15 protein-coding genes and 1 tRNA gene are annotated in these 20,883 nt (G+C 31.4%); 2 read left to right on the top strand and 14 right to left on the bottom strand.

The window, feature by feature from the left end; genetic code table 11:
* Positions 1-69: 69 nt before the first annotated feature.
* Positions 70-165, bottom strand: a tRNA-Arg gene (locus PBV53_RS08810).
* A 415-nt stretch (positions 166-580) separates the two neighbouring features.
* On the opposite strand from PBV53_RS08810, the gene PBV53_RS08805 reads away from it, so the two are divergent.
* Positions 581-793: a hypothetical protein gene (locus PBV53_RS08805; RefSeq protein WP_270096813.1), complete on the top strand. Its 213-nt coding sequence runs from the start codon at positions 581-583 to the stop codon at positions 791-793.
* Between the two features lie 31 nt (positions 794-824).
* Here the strand turns inward: PBV53_RS08805 and PBV53_RS08800 are convergent, their stop codons facing one another.
* The 8 genes from PBV53_RS08800 to PBV53_RS08770 form a co-directional block, all read right to left on the bottom strand.
* Complete coding sequence (locus PBV53_RS08800; protein ID WP_270096812.1) at positions 825-2,021, bottom strand: hypothetical protein; 1,197 nt, start codon at positions 2,019-2,021, stop codon at positions 825-827.
* Positions 2,022-2,117: 96 nt separating this feature from the next.
* A complete protein-coding gene (locus PBV53_RS09675; RefSeq protein WP_369123351.1) occupies positions 2,118-2,252 on the bottom strand; it encodes a YgjP-like metallopeptidase domain-containing protein in 135 nt (44 codons plus the stop codon).
* A 53-nt stretch (positions 2,253-2,305) separates the two neighbouring features.
* Positions 2,306-5,476 carry a DEAD/DEAH box helicase family protein gene (locus PBV53_RS08795; RefSeq protein WP_270096811.1) on the bottom strand — a complete coding sequence of 1,057 codons (3,171 nt, stop codon included), beginning with the start codon at positions 5,474-5,476 and terminating at the stop codon, positions 2,306-2,308.
* A 3-nt stretch (positions 5,477-5,479) separates the two neighbouring features.
* Complete coding sequence (locus PBV53_RS08790; RefSeq protein ID WP_270096810.1) at positions 5,480-7,090, bottom strand: site-specific DNA-methyltransferase; 1,611 nt, start codon at positions 7,088-7,090, stop codon at positions 5,480-5,482.
* Between the two features lie 233 nt (positions 7,091-7,323).
* Positions 7,324-8,499, bottom strand: coding sequence for a hypothetical protein (locus PBV53_RS08785; protein WP_270096809.1), 1,176 nt, complete (start codon positions 8,497-8,499; stop codon positions 7,324-7,326).
* A gap of 1 nt (position 8,500) precedes the next feature.
* On the bottom strand, positions 8,501-11,260 hold the full coding sequence (locus PBV53_RS08780; protein WP_270096808.1) for an ATP-dependent helicase: 2,760 nt from the start codon (positions 11,258-11,260) through the stop codon (positions 8,501-8,503).
* Between the two features lie 334 nt (positions 11,261-11,594).
* Positions 11,595-11,693 (bottom strand): type I restriction-modification system subunit M N-terminal domain-containing protein, encoded by a 99-nt coding sequence (locus PBV53_RS08775; RefSeq protein ID WP_270096807.1) that lies wholly within the window; start codon positions 11,691-11,693, stop codon positions 11,595-11,597.
* Positions 11,694-11,994: 301 nt separating this feature from the next.
* Positions 11,995-12,627, bottom strand: a complete 633-nt coding sequence (locus tag PBV53_RS08770) for a recombinase family protein (protein ID WP_270096806.1) — start codon at positions 12,625-12,627, stop codon at positions 11,995-11,997.
* Between the two features lie 315 nt (positions 12,628-12,942).
* Here PBV53_RS08770 and PBV53_RS08765 point away from each other — a divergent pair, with 315 nt between their 5' ends.
* Positions 12,943-13,914, top strand: a complete 972-nt coding sequence (locus PBV53_RS08765) for a hypothetical protein (protein WP_270096805.1) — start codon at positions 12,943-12,945, stop codon at positions 13,912-13,914.
* 170 nt (positions 13,915-14,084) lie between these two features.
* Here the strand turns inward: PBV53_RS08765 and PBV53_RS08760 are convergent, their stop codons facing one another.
* The 5 genes from PBV53_RS08760 to PBV53_RS08740 form a co-directional block, all read right to left on the bottom strand.
* Entirely contained in the window at positions 14,085-15,125 is a 1,041-nt protein-coding gene (locus PBV53_RS08760) for a hypothetical protein (protein WP_270096804.1), read from the bottom strand.
* Positions 15,126-16,308: 1,183 nt separating this feature from the next.
* Complete coding sequence (locus PBV53_RS08755) at positions 16,309-18,072, bottom strand: DNA primase family protein (protein WP_270096803.1); 1,764 nt, start codon at positions 18,070-18,072, stop codon at positions 16,309-16,311.
* Positions 18,062-18,229 (bottom strand): hypothetical protein, encoded by a 168-nt coding sequence (locus tag PBV53_RS08750; protein WP_270096802.1) that lies wholly within the window; start codon positions 18,227-18,229, stop codon positions 18,062-18,064. Before PBV53_RS08750 ends, PBV53_RS08755 begins: the two co-directional genes overlap by 11 nt.
* A 401-nt stretch (positions 18,230-18,630) precedes the next feature.
* A complete protein-coding gene (locus PBV53_RS08745) occupies positions 18,631-19,956 on the bottom strand; it encodes a tyrosine-type recombinase/integrase (protein ID WP_270096801.1) in 1,326 nt (441 codons plus the stop codon).
* Between the two features lie 151 nt (positions 19,957-20,107).
* Entirely contained in the window at positions 20,108-20,878 is a 771-nt protein-coding gene (locus tag PBV53_RS08740) for a sulfite exporter TauE/SafE family protein (RefSeq protein ID WP_270096800.1), read from the bottom strand.
* Positions 20,879-20,883 lie beyond the last annotated feature (5 nt).

Here is a 20,883-nt window from a genome sequence, read left to right as displayed (position 1 = left end):
GGAAATATCCGGGAACAGTTCTTTTTTTAATTGATATTGTAAAAACTTAGAATTTCGATGAAAAAGATACGGGCCCGCCGCGATTCGAACGCGGGTCAGTGGGTGTCTTCGCAGTAAAATACTACATCGAAGCCCACGAGGATGTCCTGGCTACCCTACGGGCCCTCTTTCAAAATTACGATGCTATCATTGTAATTGTTACTATTAAAGCTAAGGTTACATCTTCACAATTACAACCAATAATTTATTTTCTAAACTGGCTATTTCTATTTATAATTTGCTAACAACATATCATATAACATAATAATAGATGAAGCTATTGACTAAATTTCACCACTCAACAAGCGAAATAAGCCCATCACAGCAATAAAATAAGGGCTCATTTATTGCTTTTTATCGTCTTATTGTACATCGAGTCCATCTAAGAAGAAAATGAATACACACCATATAGCTTATGCCGATACTTTATATCATTGAGCTATCATTGATTACTGCTTGTTGAAATATTATAAGGAAGGGTATGCTACCCGTGTTGTGCAGAAGATGCTTAGTTATTTGATAATTAAATAGAGTAAATAACATGGCAACAAAAAATATAGACCCAAATAATCTTAGCCCTGAAGAAGATTGGATAGGAAATAATGCCGCCTTTAAATGTTTATTATGTGGCAATACTTTCATTGTTAGTGGTATGCTTCACAGAAACGGAAGAAAATGCACAAATTGCGGCAAATCTACTGGATATTGTAAAGGTGGCAAGAACTCTGGTGGTTCAGCTACTATTGAATGGTGATGTTGTATTAAAAAACTTGAAAAGTTTATGATTAATCATCAGCCAAGATAGCAACACATTCTTTTGGATTACATTTATTTTTATAACCGCAAGAAACCAGCAGTATAGGACAATATTTTGATTTGTCTTTTGTGCATAATTCATCAATTTTGTTATTTTCATTGAAGATACAAAAATCACACATTCCTTTTTCACACATTCTCGGAACAAAATCAAAAGTAACATCAAATGATTCAGGATAACCTTCATCAATCTCAGATTTCAATTTAGTATAGATTTCTCGTATGAAACGAGGGGATTCGTATTTATTCAAACTAGATAACATGGAGATGTTTTTAAACAAGCATTTTCTAAATTTAGAGTTATTGTTCCAAACATCACCTGGCAATTCCAATTCGGTTCTATCTAAATTATTCCACGTTTCAACTAAACTATCTTCTTTGATGTCCTTTAAACCGTTAATCATATAATTGCAGGTTTCATCATATTTTATGTAATCACGCAAACTACACCACATTCTTTTTTGATTGAAAAGAATACCGTTCTTATTTTTCTTAAAATCTTCGAACTTCTCTTCAAACTTATCCTTGTTTCTAAGAATTCCCAAAACTTCAGATTTATTTTTTTCAATCTTTTTTAGCATTTCTTCATATTTTTCATACTCAGAAGCTTTGGGTTGCCCGATATTGTAGTATGCCAAAAGATGTAATGCAAAACCTATTCTTTTAACTAAAAAATCACCATCAAATTCACTAATAATTCTTGCAATGAACTGAATTATGTCTTTGTTGTATTCTTTTTCTTCAAGTATCATTAAAGTTTGAAGAATTGATTTGATATCAGATGGATAATATCTGGGAGTAAATGTTACAGAACCGTCATTTGAAATAAGTTCAAATTTTGTACCGTCATCCTTCCTTCGATGGATAAAACTATTTTCATTAAATGGATTTAACAAATTTGTAGTCACACAATCCTTTTGAGAATAGGAATGAACAATATCTGAATATACGAATCCACCTTTATCCCATATTTGAGAAAAAGGCATTTGTCTGTCACTAATGTAGCATAAAAAATGAGTCAGAATTTTTTCAGAATTCTTCAAATCGCTTGATGAGAAATTAATGAGATTTGGATTGTTATCATCCGGTTCAGATAACCATCTATTTTTATCAAGCCATGCCATCTTTCCAAAAATTTCATTTATTTCCTCCTCATCTGAACCCATTACATCACCAAATTGAAATCCTCAATACATTTAATTAAATATATGTATGTTTTAAAGATAAACAAACTTGATATAAAAATTCCAAGGCCACATCCATCAAACATTCAACAGCTTACCATTAACCCGCAACCATTCTTTCCTCTGCTCGTAATCAGGCAAGATGGTCTTTATGGAATCCCAATACTCTTTTGAATGGTTCTTATGATTCAGGTGACACAGCTCATGAATCACTACGTAATAACGTTATTTTAAAAAATAAACATTATGATGAAAAAATAGCCCCCTCAAGAGCTTATCTTTTCAAACATCTGCTTTAAGAAATCAGCCCCATCTTCCAAGAACAGGATATTCTTATCCATCAATTCATCCTTACTTTCGGACCAATTAAGGTCTGAATAATTTGTACGAGACAAAATAAATGAATTAAGATTAATGTTCAGTTTTGATTTCTTTTTTAAATCTGTTTCAATATGTTTTATTTCTTTGTAAAGGCCAATTTTCTCATCATGATGGTCCACCCTCACAAGTCCTTTAGGGTCTATGAAATTGATTGTTTGTTCATCCCCTTTTATGGTCCATAGTATGAAATCGGGATAGAAATTTTTAGTTTCGAAAAAGCCAATACCTTTCCTTGAAGGATTCCTTAATAAATATATTTCATCGAACCCTAATGCTTTCGAATCATTTTCTAAATACAGATTCAATTGCTTTATAAAATCTCTTTCACTTTCAACTAAATTAACTGGAGATATTTTTATAAATTCAAGGTCCTTTGCTTTAACATTCTTGTATATCAATGGCTTAAATAAGTGAACATTCATTGCGAAAAAATCCATGATATTAGACATACCATGTTTGAAGGAAATATCTTCTTCATACATTATATTTCCATCTTCAGAGTTTACTCTTATGAAACTTGTTAAATCACTAGTAAATTTGTCTATATCTTTAATCAAAGTGTCAGCATCTGAATTAATTGTGAATACGTACTCTTTTGGAATTAAAGACTCATCTTCCTGACTAACAGTTTCATATTGTAAATTTTCTTGATACCAATGATATTTTTCATGATTATAGAGCTTATCCAAATAAGATTTAAGCAACTGTATCGCATAGTCTTGAAGCTTTTGAATTTTCTGTAATTCATCAGTTTCATTTAGTTGTATTATTTCTTTTTTGCACAAAACAGAATATTTATCTGGAGAATAAAGAACACTGCTCAAATCATCTTTGATAAAATATAAATTTGTATATTTTTTTAAATCCTTATATTTAAGCAATTCAAGATAAATATAATCCATATCAAACAAATCAACCAGTTCTGAACTAAATGTATTTTCTTTAATAGGAGAACTCGAATCTACTTGCTTGATATCTTCTCTTGATTCAAGAACATCAATCTTTGAACTTAAATCTATTTTAATTTTTGCAATAGATTTATCGAAATTTGTTATCTGTATAGATTTAGTAAAATCACTTTCATCCTTTGTACTTCTTGGAACATAAAGAGCACTAACAGGCATTGTTGGTTTAATTTTAAGAGTTAGTCTCTCATACTCTCCAATTCCTTCTTCTTTCAATGATTTTTTGAATGTTTCCATGTAATTTGCATTTAATCCAAAAATATTCAACGTTTCAAGAAGTTCCAAATAATCGGGAATTTTAACATCTGCTAACATACCATTTTTGAATTCAGGTGCAGAGCTTCTTTTCAAGTAATTTTCATATCCTTTAAGCCGGACACCTCGTCCAAATAATTGAATTATCTGAGAACCTTCTTTTTTCCCAATATTCAAAAGACCCATTGCTGAAACTCTGTAAGAATTCCATCCTTCAATAAATTTTTTAGAACCAATTAAGAAATTGACTGGTGAGTTTTTCTTTTCAATTTTCTTAAATAAAGATTGTTCAAAATTAGATTTTTGAGCAATAAAGAAGTAATCTTCTTCCTCTTTATCAATGAGTTTCATGAAAGAACTCGTATCTCCAATATTTATGACTCCAAAATACTCCGAGTCAAATTTTAACCCAATTTCTCCATCTGCATTTTTAATCTCAACAAATTGCAATGTTTTAGATGTCTTGACATGAAATAAGACCTTAAGAATATCTTCATATATTTCATGAATCTCTATTTTGTCGATTTTGTTCAAACGTCTCAGGTATGGAAATTTTGTTGCAAATACTGGCTGGTCATTTGTGTCAACAAGGCTTGATTTATCAGTAAGTATATTTTGAATTAATTCTTTGAAGTTCTTTTTCTCATTTACGAACCTTGCTAAAAATTTAACCACTTGAAGAACGTCTGATTCTTTTGCTTTTCCACTAACACTCGAGCCTACAAAAATCATCAGAGGATTTTCAAGATTGAATGGCTTGATTTGTCGGCCATAGTTCTTGAAATAAACTTTTTGTTCATATAATGAGAGTAATGAACCCGTAAAATATTCATCGCCGTAATCTTCTTTATTATGCAAATTAAGTATACTGTAATCTTTTCCAAACCCATCTTCATAGAAGTATTTGTAGCGGTAATCAAATATTATCGAAGAAGCATATTCGTTGAAAGTCTCATCCTTGTCGATAATTTCACCAAATGTGGCACTATATTCAAAAGTGAATCCATTCTTACCAACAAGCTCTTTTCTCATGTTCTTCCAAGTCTGAGCATCAGTGGAATGGCCTTTATGCCCTTCATCTACGAAAATAATATTATCATCTTCAAAAGCTTCAACTGGAATTGTTTTCCCATCTTGAGAACTGACTTCACTTTTAATCTTGGTGATTTCTATGACCTTTAGTGGATTCTTTAAAGACCAATCTTCAAGCGTCTTTTGTGTTTCAAACTTTTTGTGCTCTATATCACTTAATAAAAGTTCATCCATGTGTTGTGTGGAAAGCCCTTCACTAGGAGTAATAAGCAAAAAATTATCATACTTTTTATTATTATACCTTTGAACCTGTAAAAAGTTAATATGCATCAAAAGTGTTTTCCCACTACCAGTTGCAGACCAGAATGCCAATTTTTGCATGGCTTTTTTATTAGGATATGGATATTTGCTGTTCTCTTTTTTATTTAGAGCCATTACAAATGTAAGAAACTCTGAATACAATGAATTGAACTCATTGTAGTATTTATCAAGGTATATTTCTGTAAACAGAATTGCCATGTATTGGAAATATTTCAATACAATTGGTGGGTCTCTTTTTTGGTTTATGTGGTTCAAATATTCCTGGATGTTTTCATCATATAGATTGAGTTTCTGTCTGAATTCATCAGTAATTTTTAAATTTTGTAATACTTCAGTAAAATGCAATTTCTTGTGATAATTTAGTCCATCTGGAATAGGTTTTAACAATGCACTGAATTCTTTCATATCTCTAAATCCAAACATTGAGGACATGTATTTATTCAGAATTAGATAATTCTGAAGTTTTCTCTGAACTTTGGCCATTGTTTATCCCCTGAACATATTTGTTTTAAAGATTTCATCTATTGATTTAGCATTCTCTATCAATGAGTTGCCATTGATAAGAATTTCATCATATTCTTCATTCAGAATATTGTTTTCAATGAATTCTTTGTCTCTTACAGGTTCAAAACCATCGGCCCTATTTCTCCAGATTATAATAACAGCTTTGTCTTTTCTGTAACCTTTGACGATTAGGTATACTTCATTATCATCTAGTTTTCTTTGAATTGATTTAACGTCAATCCCAGCAATATAGTTGAAGGTTTCAATCAAATCAACATTATGTTCCCTGAATTCATTATTATCATATGTTTTGAGTTTATACTCAAAAGGATTATCTAATGCATCCAGATTAAGGAAAACATTGCTTCCTTTGCTTTCAAATTCAAGCATGTATTTAATATTGTAATCTTTAGATTCTTTGGCCAAAGTGGTAGGTTCTTTGAAATCAATGTTGTTCAAAGAATCTTCATATTGCTCAAGTGTCTGATATTTGATAATTTGTTTCTTGGAACCATTGTTATCTTGTGGTTTGCTATCTTTCCAATTATGTGAATAAACGAATCTTAATATTCTGGGTTTAAGAACAGAAGAAAATGAGGGTTCCATATCAACTAAAATGAATTTACGATTAGATTTATCTGTTTTATTTATTTTGAGAGTTGAAATGCCTGTTGTTCCTGAACCTGCAAAGAAGTCTAATATATATATGTCATCTCCTTCTACCAATCTTATAAGTTGACTTATTAGTCTTGTAGGCTTTACTGTAGGAAATAAATCAGTGGATTGTGGAAATATTCGTTTAAGTTCTTTTTTTGCTTCATCAGTGTGTCCAACCTCTTTATGCAAGAACAGTGTTGAACCCTTTCTACCTTGCTGAACCTCACTTAAAAACTGTTTAATACTCGGTATAGATTTGTCATTTTTACCAAAGTATAATCTATTATCTTTCAATAACTCCATCATTTTTTCTTTTGCAAATGCCCAATGTTTGCCTGGTGGTGCATCAAATTCATCTCCTTTTGGACCTTTAATTATGTAATGACCATTCGTTCTTTCTTCATTCGCTACTAAATCACCAGCTTTCCAAAGGCCTCTGGGGTCATTATCAGGATTTTTATATCTATTATTCATCTCTTCCGTTCTTGGTAATAGCTTAATATTTGCATAAGCAATATCTTTAGAGTATGCTAATATATACTCATGGTCAATTGATAAATATCTTGATTGATTCTTTGGGCTGTATACTTTCTGCCAAATGATTGTAGCTATTTCATTATTTCGACCAAGAACTGCATCACATAGTAATTTCAAGTTGTTTTTCTCATTATCATCAATGCTTGTAAAAAACAATCCATCTTTTTTAAGCATATCTCGCATAAATAACAAGCGATTTTCCAGAAGACAAAGCCAACTACTATGTGAAAAACCATCCTTATAAATGAAGCCATCCCCTCCCGTATTATAAGGTGGGTCTATGTAACAACATTTGATTTTATTTTTGTATTTGTTGAGTAACAAGTTTAATGCTTGGAAATTCTCAGAGTTAATGAGAATTCCAGTTGTTTTTTCATCGAGATTATCTATTTCACTCAAAATTTGATATTTAAAATCAATATTATAGAATCTTGTATCAATTACAAGTGTTGGGTTTTGTTTGAGAAGCTCTATCTTCTGTTCTTCATCCCCTTTTCCTACTACTGTGATTTTTTCGTTGAGCTTCTTGACTTCTGTTTTGATATCAAAAGAGTAGAGATAATTCCATTCTTCAAGCTGTTTCTCATTTTTAAGTATCTCAGGATAATATTTCTCATCGATATAATCCAGTGTTACACAATAATCAGTTGAAAGGACAAACTTCTTTTTTCCCAGAGCTTTTTTTGGAATTCTTCAACCTGAGCAAGGAACTCAATAATTTTAAGAGATATTTCTTTGAAAACTTTTATTTTTCGCAAATTGACATCAAAATCATCTTTTGAATCAATATCATCAATGTGAAGGATTTCATTTTTGATATAGAAATCTAATTCTTGATTTAGGAATTTTTTCAGGTCTTTATGAATAAAATAATCACTTGTGTTCTTAGTGGAGTATTTATTAAGATGCCATTCAAGTTCTGATTTTTCAGACTTCTCCCCATCCATTTTCATGTGTTTTTTCTGTAAATCAGATAAACCATAAATAGCAATTCTTTCATTAATTTGTATCAAATTGTGCTGATTTACTTCATCCTTTCCTATTCTTTTTTTGCTAGTGATGTCTTTGATTATGTTTTCCTCTTCACCCGTTAAACCACGATATCCAAACGTTACGTTGAGATGTTTAGTTCTGCTATCATACTCTGCCTCATTGAATATGAAAAATTTATTCTCAGAATCTTTAATATTGTTTTTTTCAATATCAACTTCTTCACTAGTTACTTCAAAATCAACTTTGATTGCATTAGCCTTAAATGAATAATTATTGAAGTTTTCACCAGTTTTGATGTAATACTGGTCGTTATTTGCCCAATGCAGATAGACTTCTTCACCATTGTAAGGAATTGCATACTTTGCATCTTTAGAATATCTTCTTTTGGAGATGAAATCGCCCTTGTCATAATATCTTGAAAAGAAACTAATTATATCATCATAGATTTCTTCTTCGATATCATTTTCTTTGTCAACCTGATTCATTTCTTTTTCTTTTTCAAGATAAGATTGCACTTTTGGAAGTTCTGCATACTTCTGTTTTGCTTCTAGAATTTCGCATCCAAAATCAGATTCAATCACTGTCTTCAATGCTTCTAGATTGGATTTTAATTCTGAATTATCTCCAACCGTTTTGATTTTTTCATTTATAATTTCAAAAAGGTCTTTGTTAATAAACTCAGATATTTCTTTTTTCTTGATGTTAATGATTCTGTATATTCCAAAATCAAGGTCATTGTTCTCGAATTGGAACAAATCCTTTAACAGTAATTTAAGCTTATCAGCACTAGTATCAATCAATTTTTCATCCACCATTTTAGTTACCCCCTTCAAGTCCATCACAAATATGGTAAAATTCACATTTTCCAGTTTTATTATTACAAGAAGTTCCTTGCCAGTTTCTTCCAAAATCTTTATTATCAATTGATTCAGCAATTGAAGTTACCAAAGTCTTGGTTTTTTCAAGGTCTTCTTCTGTATTCATAAATCGTGTTCGTTCATTATCCTTGAATGTATAAGCACTGATGTTTTTAATTTCTTCATCATATTTATATTGAAGTGCAATATTATAAAGTCGCAGTTGAATATCCACATTCATTCTTCCAAGACCTTCTTTATATCTGGATTTGTAATCTATCAACTCAATTTCATTATTTTCGTTCTTGATAACTAAATCTGCCTGACCACTTATTAAAAGGTCTTTGTTAATGTACGAGAAGGGAAGTTCTATATCAAGAACTTCAGTCAAAAAGTTATCAGTATTTTCATAGTAAGTCCATAAATCTGTGATGAGTTCATCACGCCATTTAGTTCGAGAATCATCATCTTTACAATATAGGTCAACTATTGAGATGATATCTTGTATATCAATTTCTTTTCCCTCTTTGATGAGAACATGTAGTTTTTTAAGAGAATTATGAACAATTACACCGTATGCTTGATAGTAATCTGTTGGAGTCTGGAATCCAAGAAAATCCCTACAATAAAATCTAAAAGGGCAATCAATATATGCACTTACAGAAGAATAACTTAATTTCGTTTTACCCTTTATAGGCTCATAATGGTCTTTATCTGTGAATTTTTTATTAAAATCGTTTAATTTAATAAAGTTACTCTGCCCAATTTCATCAATGAATTTAGATGGATGACTCCCAGGTCCATCAATCGTACTTATGGCCAACAGTTTTTGTGCTCTTGATACTCCAACATAAAATATTCTCCTTATTTCTTCCCCTCGATTGTAGTCATTTTTATCGAGCATTAATTCCTTTGGTATATCCATTATAATTGTTTCACGATTATTTATCGTATTATATCTCCTATTTGTGACACCTGCCATAATCACTACAGGAAATTCAAGACCTTTGGCTTGATGCACAGTCATTAGGTTTACTGCATTAATATTTTCAAAGGATGCAGCATCATCAATTTTGTTTTCTGGTATTGTCCCAATTTGATAAAGTAGAGATTTGAACTGTTTAGAATGCGTATTTTCTTCGAATTTGTAGATAAGAGTTGAAAATTTGGCCAGATTCTTTATAGCCATATTTGCAGTTTCGTCTCTATCTTTTAGATATTTCTTGAATAATCTGTAATGGTAGCCAGTTGCGTCCATTATTTTATAAAACAGCTTTAATTGACTAATAGGATTTCTTGTTTGTTGAAATTTAAGATTCCTCAAAGCCATTAGTTTATCAGAATCTTCGTTGTCAATATTTAAGCGTTGTAATTCATCATAGTCAAAAGACTCAAGAAGATTGTAAATATCAATTTTTGGATTTAATTTTGTAATTGTGTCTTCTTTCAAATCCAAAAATTTAGAATAAAGAATATTGTTGTCAAAATACTTTTCTTTCTGATATTTGTTTGGAATATGTGAATTGATGTATACCATTAGTATTAACAAATCTTTAACTTCATCTTGTACTAAGAGTGAGCCATCTCCTTTTACTATATATGTAATCTTTTCTTTTTCAAGTTCATCGACAATAGATGATGAATGAAATTTTACACTTTTGAAAAGTATGGCTATGTCTTCATATTTGATGTTATTATTCTTGACCACACTTTTTATGAATTGAACAATATTTTCAGCTTCAGACTGCTTTGAGTCTCCAGTTATGTATATTGGCTTTGAAAAAGTTGGATTATTTGTAAATATGTTCTTTTTAAATTTTCTGTGAGGTTTCATAAAGTCGTCAAACATAGACACTATCTCTTTATTTGACCTGAAGTTCTCTTCCAATACCAATTTTTTTGCATTGGGATATCTGTCGAGGAATGTTCTAAAATTCTTGATTGATGCCCCTCGAAAACTGTACAAACTCTGGTCTTCATCACCCACAACAGTAATATTAAATTTTGGTTCACTTATAAGCTTGAAAATAGCATCTTGGATTGGATTTGTATCTTGGTACTCATCAATTAGTATGTAGTCGTGAGAATCTCTTACAATCTGCAAAACGTCTGGACTTTGTTGAAGCAAATGATAGAATTCTCTTTGAAGAAGTGCAAAATCAAGCCTTGTATTATTTGGGTCAAGAATATTCCCCAGATATATCTGGTAACTTTTTGCAATTGCTTTTTTAAAACTATCCAGATTGTTTGTTTTGCAGTAGTTTATAAGTTTTACTGGGTCAACATCATTTTCAGTACATTTATTATAAAAGTTTATAAGCTCAGCAACTTTAATGTCCTTTGCATAATCTTTTAATCCATAATTCCAAAAATTCTTATTTACAAAGATAAACTGGTCTAAATCATCCATTACTTCGAAAATATTACCAAAATTATGATATTCCGGAAAAGATTGAAGCATTTTTTGACAGAACGAATGAATTGTGGAAATTTGCATGTTTTCTACAGCATCACCTAAACTTTTACGTAATCTGTCTTTAAGTTCTTCTGCTGCTTTGATGGTAAATGTACTGACAATTATTCTATTAGGGTCATATCCTTCTTTAACGAGAAAAATTACTTTTTCTGTAAGAACTCTTGTTTTTCCAGTTCCAGGGCCTGCAATAATTAATAGTGGACTATCTACATACTTGATAGCTTCTTGTTGTTGTGATGTCAAAGAGAGACTATTCATTTACTTCTACCACATTTTATTTTTTTATAAATTTAAGATAAAATCCATATATGCATCAAACTCTTGCCATAAATTCTAAAATTTATTAAATAATGGCAATAGTTGTATAAATAATTAGCAGTTTAAATATATTAAAATGTTTCATGTATCAGAATATTCTAAATTTGATAACAAGCATAAAAGATTAAATCAGGTGGATGGAAATCTATCTTCTTCAAACTCCCATCAAACTCTCCACATGCTGTTCAATCAAATCTTTTTCAATATCCGATATAATCCTTGCATAATACGTACAATAGAAACTGTGCTTCATTCATTTTCAACAAATCCTTTTCTTCGCATTCTCATCAAATTGGTCAGATAGACGCTTCAGGAAGAGAAGACCAAATATGTACTGCTTGTTATTCGGAACTGTCAATAGAGCTTCGCAGGATGTCTGCTGCCTTTAATAAATGGGTGCTTAGTTCGTTGAGGGTAAGTACTATTTTTGCACCTTGGGATGAAGGAATAATTTGTTTCTGTAAAAGTATCGTTGAAATCTATTAACGGGTCTATTTTGGATTAATTTAAGGCATTGAATATAATAATAAATTTTAAAAATCTTGTAACTGATATTTTCAACATATATAGAAAACATTTTAGTCCTTTATTATTTGTTCAAATTGCATTATTAAGAGTATTTTCGAAATGTAATATACATAATATATTTAATTTGTATATTATTTTTCTACCCATTTTCCATTTTCATACACGTAACCATACTCTACCAATCTATGAGTTATAGTCGAAGTTGTAACTTCAAAGAATTTTCCACAAGCATTTGCTGACAATCCTTTTCCAACAAGTTCTTCAAGCTTCTTTTTTGGAATATCTTTTCTTGGTCGATGGCACACTACACCCCTTTTCTCCGCAGCCTTTCGCCCAGCTGTCATTCTTTCATTAATGATTGAACGTTCAAATTCCGCAAAGGAAGCCATAATCTGCAATGTGAGTTTACCCATAGCAGATGACGTATCGATTGGCTGACCAGTAGCTGCAAATGATACACTGTATGATTCCAATTTCTCAACATTGACAAGACAGTCGATTATAGACCTGGCAAATCGGTCAATTTTAGTAACTAGCAAAATGTCAAATTTACCTTCCTTTGCATCTCGCATCATATTTTGAAATGCAGGGCGTTCTGTGTTTTTTCCACTGAAACCAAAATCGACATAATCTTCATGAACGACCCAACCTTTTGATTGACAATAATTTCGGAGTTCTTGTCTTTGCAATTGTATCGAATCCTGCTGATTGTCTGTCGAAGTTCTAATGTAAAGCCCAGCTTTTTTTATAATATTATTTTTCATTTTAAATCAACTCTTTTTTTATTTTCAAGAAGATTATATATTTCTAAATGTATATATATATTTTGTTTGTAATATTAAAAAGCTGAAACTTATCGAATGAAAAAATGCTTTTAAAACAAAAATACGCAATTTTATGACTTTTTAGATACTCAATTTAGAAATTGAGAATAGAAATTGGAATTGAGAACAAAAGAAGCTCTATTTACCCTCCGATAAGCTTAATATCAATGAGGTGAAACATTACAATGAACCCATTTTAAAAGATGTTAATGGACACGACATGTGAACAAAATTGGTTTAAGGGGGTAATTATACATGAAAGGGGAGCAAAGAAATAATGGTATAACGAGATTAACATTTAATGATGCTGAGTACACTTTTTGGAACAATGCTGACGTTGTTTCGCCTTATATTTTACATTTTTTGAAAAATGAATATCCTAACTCTATAATATTACCTGAATTTAATAAGGTTGACTTTGTAGTACTTGGCGAAAATTTACCCGTAGAAATTCAAAGTACTGTACTAGCACGCAAAAAAGAAAAATATGCATTAAGTCATTCGTACTTTGAACAAATGATAGAAAAGCAATTAAAACAAAATATCGAAAGGTATGAACAGTGTTTATTCTTTTTTGACTCTGCATATTTAGATTATCTGCAAACTAATCTCGCTAAGACGGCGCGGATTAATATGGACTGGTTTTATCAATATATGAAACTAGGTAAGCTTAAGGTGTTTACAATAAGTTTTGATGGGGCTATTGAAGAGACTTCACTTGAGCAATTCAAATTTATATTCGATAAATCGGTTCTTTGTAAGCTCGCTCATGATAGCGATTATCAAATTATAGATAGGAATAAATTTAAAATTATGCATGCATTGCTAGCAGATAATGAATTTACATCTGATGAATTGGATTTATTACGTGAAAATTTTAAAAACGAAAAGATGAAATTCAAATCATATAATACTTGGTTGAGAAGAAAAAATTGTACCGAGCGAGAACGTTTACTTAGTTACATACTAAGCAGTGTTGGAAATTTATATGCTGTAAATAGTATTTTGTGCTGTAGTACTGAAAATATGGGTAATAAAGAAGCTCAACTAAGGACACTTCTTATTTTGGGAATTTTCGAAAATAAATTTATTTCAAATAATAGAAATATCTGCTTTAAAGATAAATTTAAAATTGCACAATATATTCCAGGGTATGTTAGGAATAAAGTAAATTGGGATTCTTTAAAGGGAGAATCCATGCAAATTTCAACATTTTGGAATTTATAGGAAAGATAAAACATATCATAATTTATGACTAGCATATTGTAACTTGACCTAATATTGCCTAGTTACAAGTTAGAGTCATGAATTCAAGATATGAAATGGATGAAACAGATGAAGATAACAGTGAAGGAATTTCTGATATAGTGTAATATCTCAAAGAAATTCCAGAAACATTATTTTTTGGGTGGTTTAATTACTACTTTTGAATTTTTTCCTGTACTTATATCTGACTTTAGACTTCCTTTTTGTCTTCTAGTAGGAGATTGCGAATTCTTTGGCTCAGATGCTTTTGACTTAGACCCATAAGGGATTCTCGCTAGCTCTTCAATGTTTTTACTACTGATTATAAATCCATCCGAGAAGTAGTTGCTGATAAAGAGTTTGTAACTGAGGACTTCTTTCCTGTCGGTAATCTTTTCTAAGAGGTCTAATTTCACACTTGGGTTGCCCTGTGTAACAGGAAGTATAAAAATATCTTTTCCGAGGATAAATTCCAAAGCACCTTTTGGTTTTTTGTAAAGACCATAATGAACTAAACCATCAAAAAAAACATCATCCAACAATTTTCCATTATAACTACGAGCTAAAGGCGCACGGTTTACAGATTTATCATTTCGTTGTTGTTTTTCATCTTCAGCTGATACATATACATTTCTGTAGATAATTTCCGGTGGCTTGCTTTCCAGGAATTCAATTTCTTCACGTAATTTTGCAATCATCCCATCTTTTCCGTCAGGCAAGCTCTGTTCTGAAGATTCATTATTATTTTCAATGACTTTCGGTTTACTTTCATTGCCTATGTCACAGATATTGGAATCTTCCTGCTTAATTATAGTAGTTACATTGTCACTTTTTATTCTATTTGCGATTTCTGAGGCTTTTTGTTGTACAATATCTGAATCCTCAAGCATTGCATTTGCTATCAGTACAGCTTTTTCTTCAATTTTCCGTCTTCTTCGATTGATTGCAAAAAACTCGTTCTCTGCATGCATCTTCCCAAGTGAAGTAACAGAATAAAGTGCAGGTCTACCTTTATTGATAACTTCAAGATAGCCTCTCTTTTTATAATCATACAACAAGCTTCGTAAAGAGTTATATGTGCCTCTATAGTTGCTTTTTTCGTAAATTGCTTCAGAAGTATAGGAATTTTCGTTATTTAGTATCGTGGTCAATATTAATTTTTTTACAATGAATGGAGGATAATTTTGAGTCATGATTATAATCACCTTTAAACGGGTCGATAAATTTTATGAAAAATATCTATTTTGAAAGTTTGTCAGCGTCTAAATCACTGACAACATAATTTAGAATGTTTCAAAACAATATAAAACTTTCTTAAAAAATATAAATATTGAACATGCAAATTGCATAAGTTCCGTATTTAGCTTTTCCAAAAAATGCCTAGGTAACCAAAGCTGGAATAATGTCTTGAAAATTCATACAAGTAGATGGTGTCAATTTGCTATTTAATTTCCAAAAAATGCTATGATAAGAAGGTGTCTATTTACCTGCATAATTTTGAAAATCCATTCAAAAAGCAAGTTTAGTCTTCTTTATGTAAGTGGCTCAGAATGCTCAGAATGCTTTGTACGACGATGTGGAGTGGTGGATAGGGTAAGGAGTAGGCTTCAGAATTTAAACCTCTGAAATATGAAGAATATACAGTGAAAGCAGAACAATATCTACAATACATTTTAATTCTCTCCCCATCAATTCAACTATGTTTGAAGCTTCTTTTTTGATTAAAAACGGCTCTGTAGAAATCCTTCATATCAAGGAATTTAGAGCAATGTAGATGAATCGATTAACTACATATGAAAGCAGGTGAACATCGATATTTCCTTTATATGTGGTACATATATTATAGAGGATTTGTACAAAGCCTTACTTTGAAGAAACTTAAAATTTGATTGGAATTTACTCAAATATTCATTTTCAAAAATTATATGGGATAAATTAGTTACTCAAAATTTATCTTAAAAATATTTTCCAATAAATAGCTTACTGATATCATTTTACTTGAAATTTATGGAAATATCCAAAAAAGTCTGTAAAACAAATATTACCTTAATAAGAGCTGACAATGTTCGAGTAAGGCATTGAATTCAAATATATAAAAAAACTTATTTTCATTTATTCCAGATTTTAGAGAAAATCGAATGATAAATTACACACGAAATTGATTTTAGATTTACTAATATTTTAAGCAAAAATAACTTATTTTTAATTAAATTGCATAAGAAACAGTGTCAAAAACAAGTTGGTTTTATTTAGATTTTAAGTAATTTTCGAATTTTTAAGTAAACCACATAAGAAGGAACAAAAAAGAAAAAGTTGATTCCAATAAATAGAATCAACTCAATGCAACTTTTATATTTCAGTTAAAAGAGCCTTCTATTACGGATTCACAGGAATTGAAATATTTGATGAAACTTTACTAGCCTCAAAAGGTCCATCTTTAATTTCCACTCTATCATCACATACAAGTTTTATTCCAATATAGCAGTAAGGTCTTTTGCCATAAGTTGCCTGTTTTGGGCTTATATTTATCCCAACTTTTTTACAGCCAGAAATTATTTCCTTGCTAAATATTGTTTTTCCTTTACTCGGTAACCCATGTTCTTTCGCATACGATTTGTAAATATCATACACTAAGTCTTTCTCAACGAGATTACCTTCCACGCCAATTATCCTATCTTTTATGAAATTTTCAACAGGATTCGTTTTTTTGGCATATAGTTTGGCAGTTTCATTGCAAGAAATACTGTGTGAAAACTTCTTGTTCTTTAACAACCTTTGAAGTCCTTCAATAGCCCATGTTAATATACCTGTTAATGCTTCAGGCGTGGTGCATTTTCCTTCTAAGTCGACAATCGTATTTTTATCGCCTTCTTTAAACGAGTTTGGAAAATCTAAAACAATAAGCCTTCTAAGAAAACCCATTGTCTGGTCAGTTGATTCAGGCAATTCATTCCCTGCAAACACCAATTTTGCACGATTTTTAAAACTGAATGGTTGCCCGTATTTCCATTGTGCTGTAATAGTATCCCTTCCAGTCAGTTTTTTTAGATTTTTGGTAGCTTTGATTGTACCATTTCCAATATCGCCACATATGTTAACCCATTTTTTGTCAAGTGTACATAATGTGAATTTGTCATTTGATGCAATCTCTTCCAGCGACAATGAACTACAATTCGATTCCCCCAAGAAACGCTCAAGTATAGTTAATCCTGTACCTTTTCCGTTTCCACCATCGCCATTCAAGAAAAGAAATTTTGCCAATGGGTAGCCGTTGTAAAGACAATAACCAAACCATTCCTGGAAAATGTCTATCTCCCATTCAATTCCTTTGAAAGTAGAGTCAAGGTAAAATTTGAATTCTTTAACTAAATCTGCGTTCTTATCATAGTGCATGTCCAATTTAGTTGTGAATTTTTCATCGGGGATATGAGGTCTTAATTCACCTGTTATAACATTTAATATTCCATTATTGACCACAATACAATCTTTATCCGAATCCATTTCGTTTCGGTCAATGCTGGATGTGTATTCCAGACGATGAAGAGTATTTGCAATATCGCTCTTTAAAAATTTGGTTTTAAATTTAGAATATGCTCCTTCAGCGATTAGATTTTCGATTTTTGTGATGGCACCAGCGCTTGTATATATTCCATCCTGATAAAGCAACACTTCCCTTGAATCAGCTATACATAAAACATGATGAGTTTCCCTAATATAATCAGAAATTTCCCATACCATGTCTTCTTTTTTTGGCTTTTTAGCATTTGTATCTAAATTAGCCAACTGTACAAGTTCAAATAATTCCTTCGCATCATCCAATGGAATTTTGAATGTACTGCAAAGTCCCTTTATTATTTCATCCATTTTATGATTAGATGCAACAGACGATTCTAGGGTCTGGAGAGCTTTTGTTGCTTCAACTTCACTTAAACCAAATTCGTTAACTATCATCTGAACTTTTTGAGAATAGAATACTGAATTTTCTTTTAAGGAAGTCACAAATGAACTGTCCTTTTTTGATATATCTACTGCAAATTCGTCATCTTGGCAAAGCTTAAGTAGTTTGATTTCATCAGTATTACTTGTATCTTTAACATCTAGTGCACTGGCATGCACTGATTTTTCAATTTCATTTGTCATTTCTACTCACATAGTAGTTTTTATTTTCTAATTTTTTTATTTCTTCCTTCATTAATTTGTTTAAGTACCTACTACGTGGTATCATTCTTTTTTCAATGGCATTATCAAAGTCAACCAAAACATCGTGGTCAACTGAAATTACAATTTTCTTTTTCATTTTTTCACCTCATTTTTAAATTTAATTTATAGAAGTTTATGTATAAATATACATTAATACTTCTAAGTATTGAGACCGTTGAAGTTAGATATATATATTTTGGGTCGCCCAATTACGATTTTGTAATCTGCAAAAATTGCACATGCTATGACATAAACCAATTATTTGAAAAGTAATATGTCCCTTTCGTAGTTAATTTTTAAACATTAAAAAAGCATTTTAATTTTTGAAAATATTGACGAACTCGGTTACGTCCTTTGTCAATTTTTGTCAACAAGATAAGAGAATCGAAAAATCAAACTATAATGTATAATTTAAAAAAGAGTAAGTGGGAAGAGGCATAAGAATCATCTGAATTTTTAACAGAATAGATTCAGATGAAAATATGCTTGTTTTGCGGATTAAACTTGTTGCACTTGACGTTCTGCTTCTAAAATATCAAGACGCCCTTTGTAGCCATTTAGAATCCCTTTGTATGTAACTACAAGTTTACTCATGTTGGACATATCCACATACATGGAGTTTACTTTGTCTATCTCTTGTCTTAACAATAGTTCATTATCATCTTTGACCTTTTCTATTTCTTCAATTTGCTTTTCCAAAGCCGTGTAATTATCATCTTTGATTGTAATGGTCTGTGTATTCTCAAAGGTGAACTCATTAAGATAGGTCATGTAAAGCTTTTTGGCAGCTGCTGTAGTAGGAAAAAAGTATGTTTTCTTACTCATATCAATTTTTTTGCCACATATATAGTCCTTAAAGATTTCATTACAGCCTGCCGATAGTAATTTAGTAGAAAAATATTTTCTAAATGAATGACTATGGAATTTACAATATGTGTTCTTTTCAGGATTGAATCCACATTTTATTGAAAGGCTTTTCACGGACTTCATGAAGGCATTTTCATCCAATGCTCTGATACTATCATCGAGAGTTTCTAAATATTTACTACTAATTTGTTCATTTACAAAAAGAAAATCATCATCACTATTGACTTTCCGTTTATTGTGCCAATCCTGTTGAATATGTTTTTTACTTGATGTTCCGTAACCATTGCGATAATTCAGATATTGTCTTATAGTCCTTGTTGCTTCAGGTGATAAGAATGTTTCAAAAGGTATATCGGTTTTCTTTCTGTTAAGGGTCAAAGTAGTGATATTATTTTCATCAATATCTTTTGTTACTTGCCCCACACTTAATTTAAGAATGTCACTGATAGCTAATCCACTGGATGTTCCAATATATATTACAGTTTTTTGTGTTAGATTAGCATTTGCCAATGCAATTTCCAATTCTTCCTTTTCAGGAATTCCAATATTTCCAGCCTTTCCAGATGCTGTTATTGGCTTGATTGATGTTGGAATTGTAATATCATGTGATTTATAGAACCCATTGATAACAGAAACTTGTTGTTTCACAGATGATTGTGCTAATGATTTTTGTTTAGAACCATCGGGATATGTACCACCCTTTGATAAAAATTCCTGAAATAATAGCAAATGTAATTTAATCGACCTATCCCGCATTGGAACACATTTTTCTTCATCACCTGCTTCTATGATTAATTCGGTTGGTGACTTCTCAGTGAATCGCACATAAGAGTGCATAATACCTAAGTGTGTTTTAGTTGTAGCATCAGATTTTGCAACGTTGAGAAGCCAGAGTCTTACTTTCATATCATTATAAAGCGTTTTTAAATTTTCACTAATCTTGAATTCTCTCTTCATAAAATCACCATTATTATATCTTTAGTATTAAATATTAATTTAATAGATATAAATATTTTGGAAGAAATGTGAAATATGCAAATCTAACCTAATGTTTACTATTAAAGCTTTCCATCATGAAAGCAGAATCATACAGCGCATTATGCCATCATTAAAGAAGGGATAACTGTAGCATCATGGATATCAATATCAATAGCAGACCGAATATCTTTTTAAAATATTTCTCAAAGAAACCACGAAGGGATGAAACTCTAAAGTACATTAGATGAGAACCTAGCTGACCTCCGATAAAAGCCACGATCCCAAGGATTGCCAGTGTACGAAGTTCTATTTGGGCATTGCTGATGTGGGAAAGGAAACCGGAAAGGGAAGAGAACAGCACCACCAAAGCAGATGTTGCAGGAGCACGTCTGACACCAAATCCCAGGAACAGGAGTATTGGTACAAGGAAAATACCGCCACCTATGCCCAGCAGTCCTGCAATGGAACCTATGAACAAACCGGATATTATCCCGATAGCAAAACGTTCCTTTACATTCAGGTTAGAAGCAGTATCATTCCCCCCGATATCTTTTGAGAGTATCATAAATACACCGGCAGCAGCTACGACCACACTGAAAGTATGAAGGACGAACTCTTCCGGAACAGATGTGGAGACATAAGCACCCAAGGGTGCAGCTATTGCAGAGGATAAGATGAATGGTGCTGCTGTGGGGAGATCAACTGCCTTTTTCCTTAGATAAGTAATGGATGCAGAAGCAGTTGTGACCACATTGAGCATGAGAGCCATTGCAATGGCAGTAATCAGGTCGATCCCTAGCCAATAGAACAGTGGCACATAGATAACAGCACCACCCATTCCGAGAAATGAGAAGAGGATAGAAAGCAATAGCACCAATGCAACCAGAATGAGAGGATCCATAATAT

Origin of the sequence: Methanococcoides alaskense (assembly GCF_027594145.1) — an archaeon.
GTDB lineage: Archaea > Halobacteriota > Methanosarcinia > Methanosarcinales > Methanosarcinaceae > Methanococcoides > Methanococcoides alaskense.
This window is presented reverse-complemented; position numbering and strand designations above follow the sequence as displayed.

Coding starts and splice junctions, on each gene's coding strand:
- PBV53_RS08755 (WP_270096803.1), bottom strand. CDS start 18,072: ATGACAAATGAAATTGAAAAATCAGTGCATGCCAGTGCACTAGATGTT.
- PBV53_RS08805 (WP_270096813.1), top strand. CDS start 581: ATGGCAACAAAAAATATAGACCCAAATAATCTTAGCCCTGAAGAAGAT.
- PBV53_RS08795 (WP_270096811.1), bottom strand. CDS start 5,476: ATGGCCAAAGTTCAGAGAAAACTTCAGAATTATCTAATTCTGAATAAA.
- PBV53_RS08745 (WP_270096801.1), bottom strand. CDS start 19,956: ATGAAGAGAGAATTCAAGATTAGTGAAAATTTAAAAACGCTTTATAAT.
- PBV53_RS08760 (WP_270096804.1), bottom strand. CDS start 15,125: ATGACTCAAAATTATCCTCCATTCATTGTAAAAAAATTAATATTGACC.
- PBV53_RS08785 (WP_270096809.1), bottom strand. CDS start 8,499: ATGGTGGATGAAAAATTGATTGATACTAGTGCTGATAAGCTTAAATTA.
- PBV53_RS08770 (WP_270096806.1), bottom strand. CDS start 12,627: ATGAAAAATAATATTATAAAAAAAGCTGGGCTTTACATTAGAACTTCG.
- PBV53_RS08750 (WP_270096802.1), bottom strand. CDS start 18,229: ATGAAAAAGAAAATTGTAATTTCAGTTGACCACGATGTTTTGGTTGAC.
- PBV53_RS08765 (WP_270096805.1), top strand. CDS start 12,943: ATGAAAGGGGAGCAAAGAAATAATGGTATAACGAGATTAACATTTAAT.
- PBV53_RS08740 (WP_270096800.1), bottom strand. CDS start 20,878: ATGGATCCTCTCATTCTGGTTGCATTGGTGCTATTGCTTTCTATCCTC.
- PBV53_RS08800 (WP_270096812.1), bottom strand. CDS start 2,021: ATGGGTTCAGATGAGGAGGAAATAAATGAAATTTTTGGAAAGATGGCA.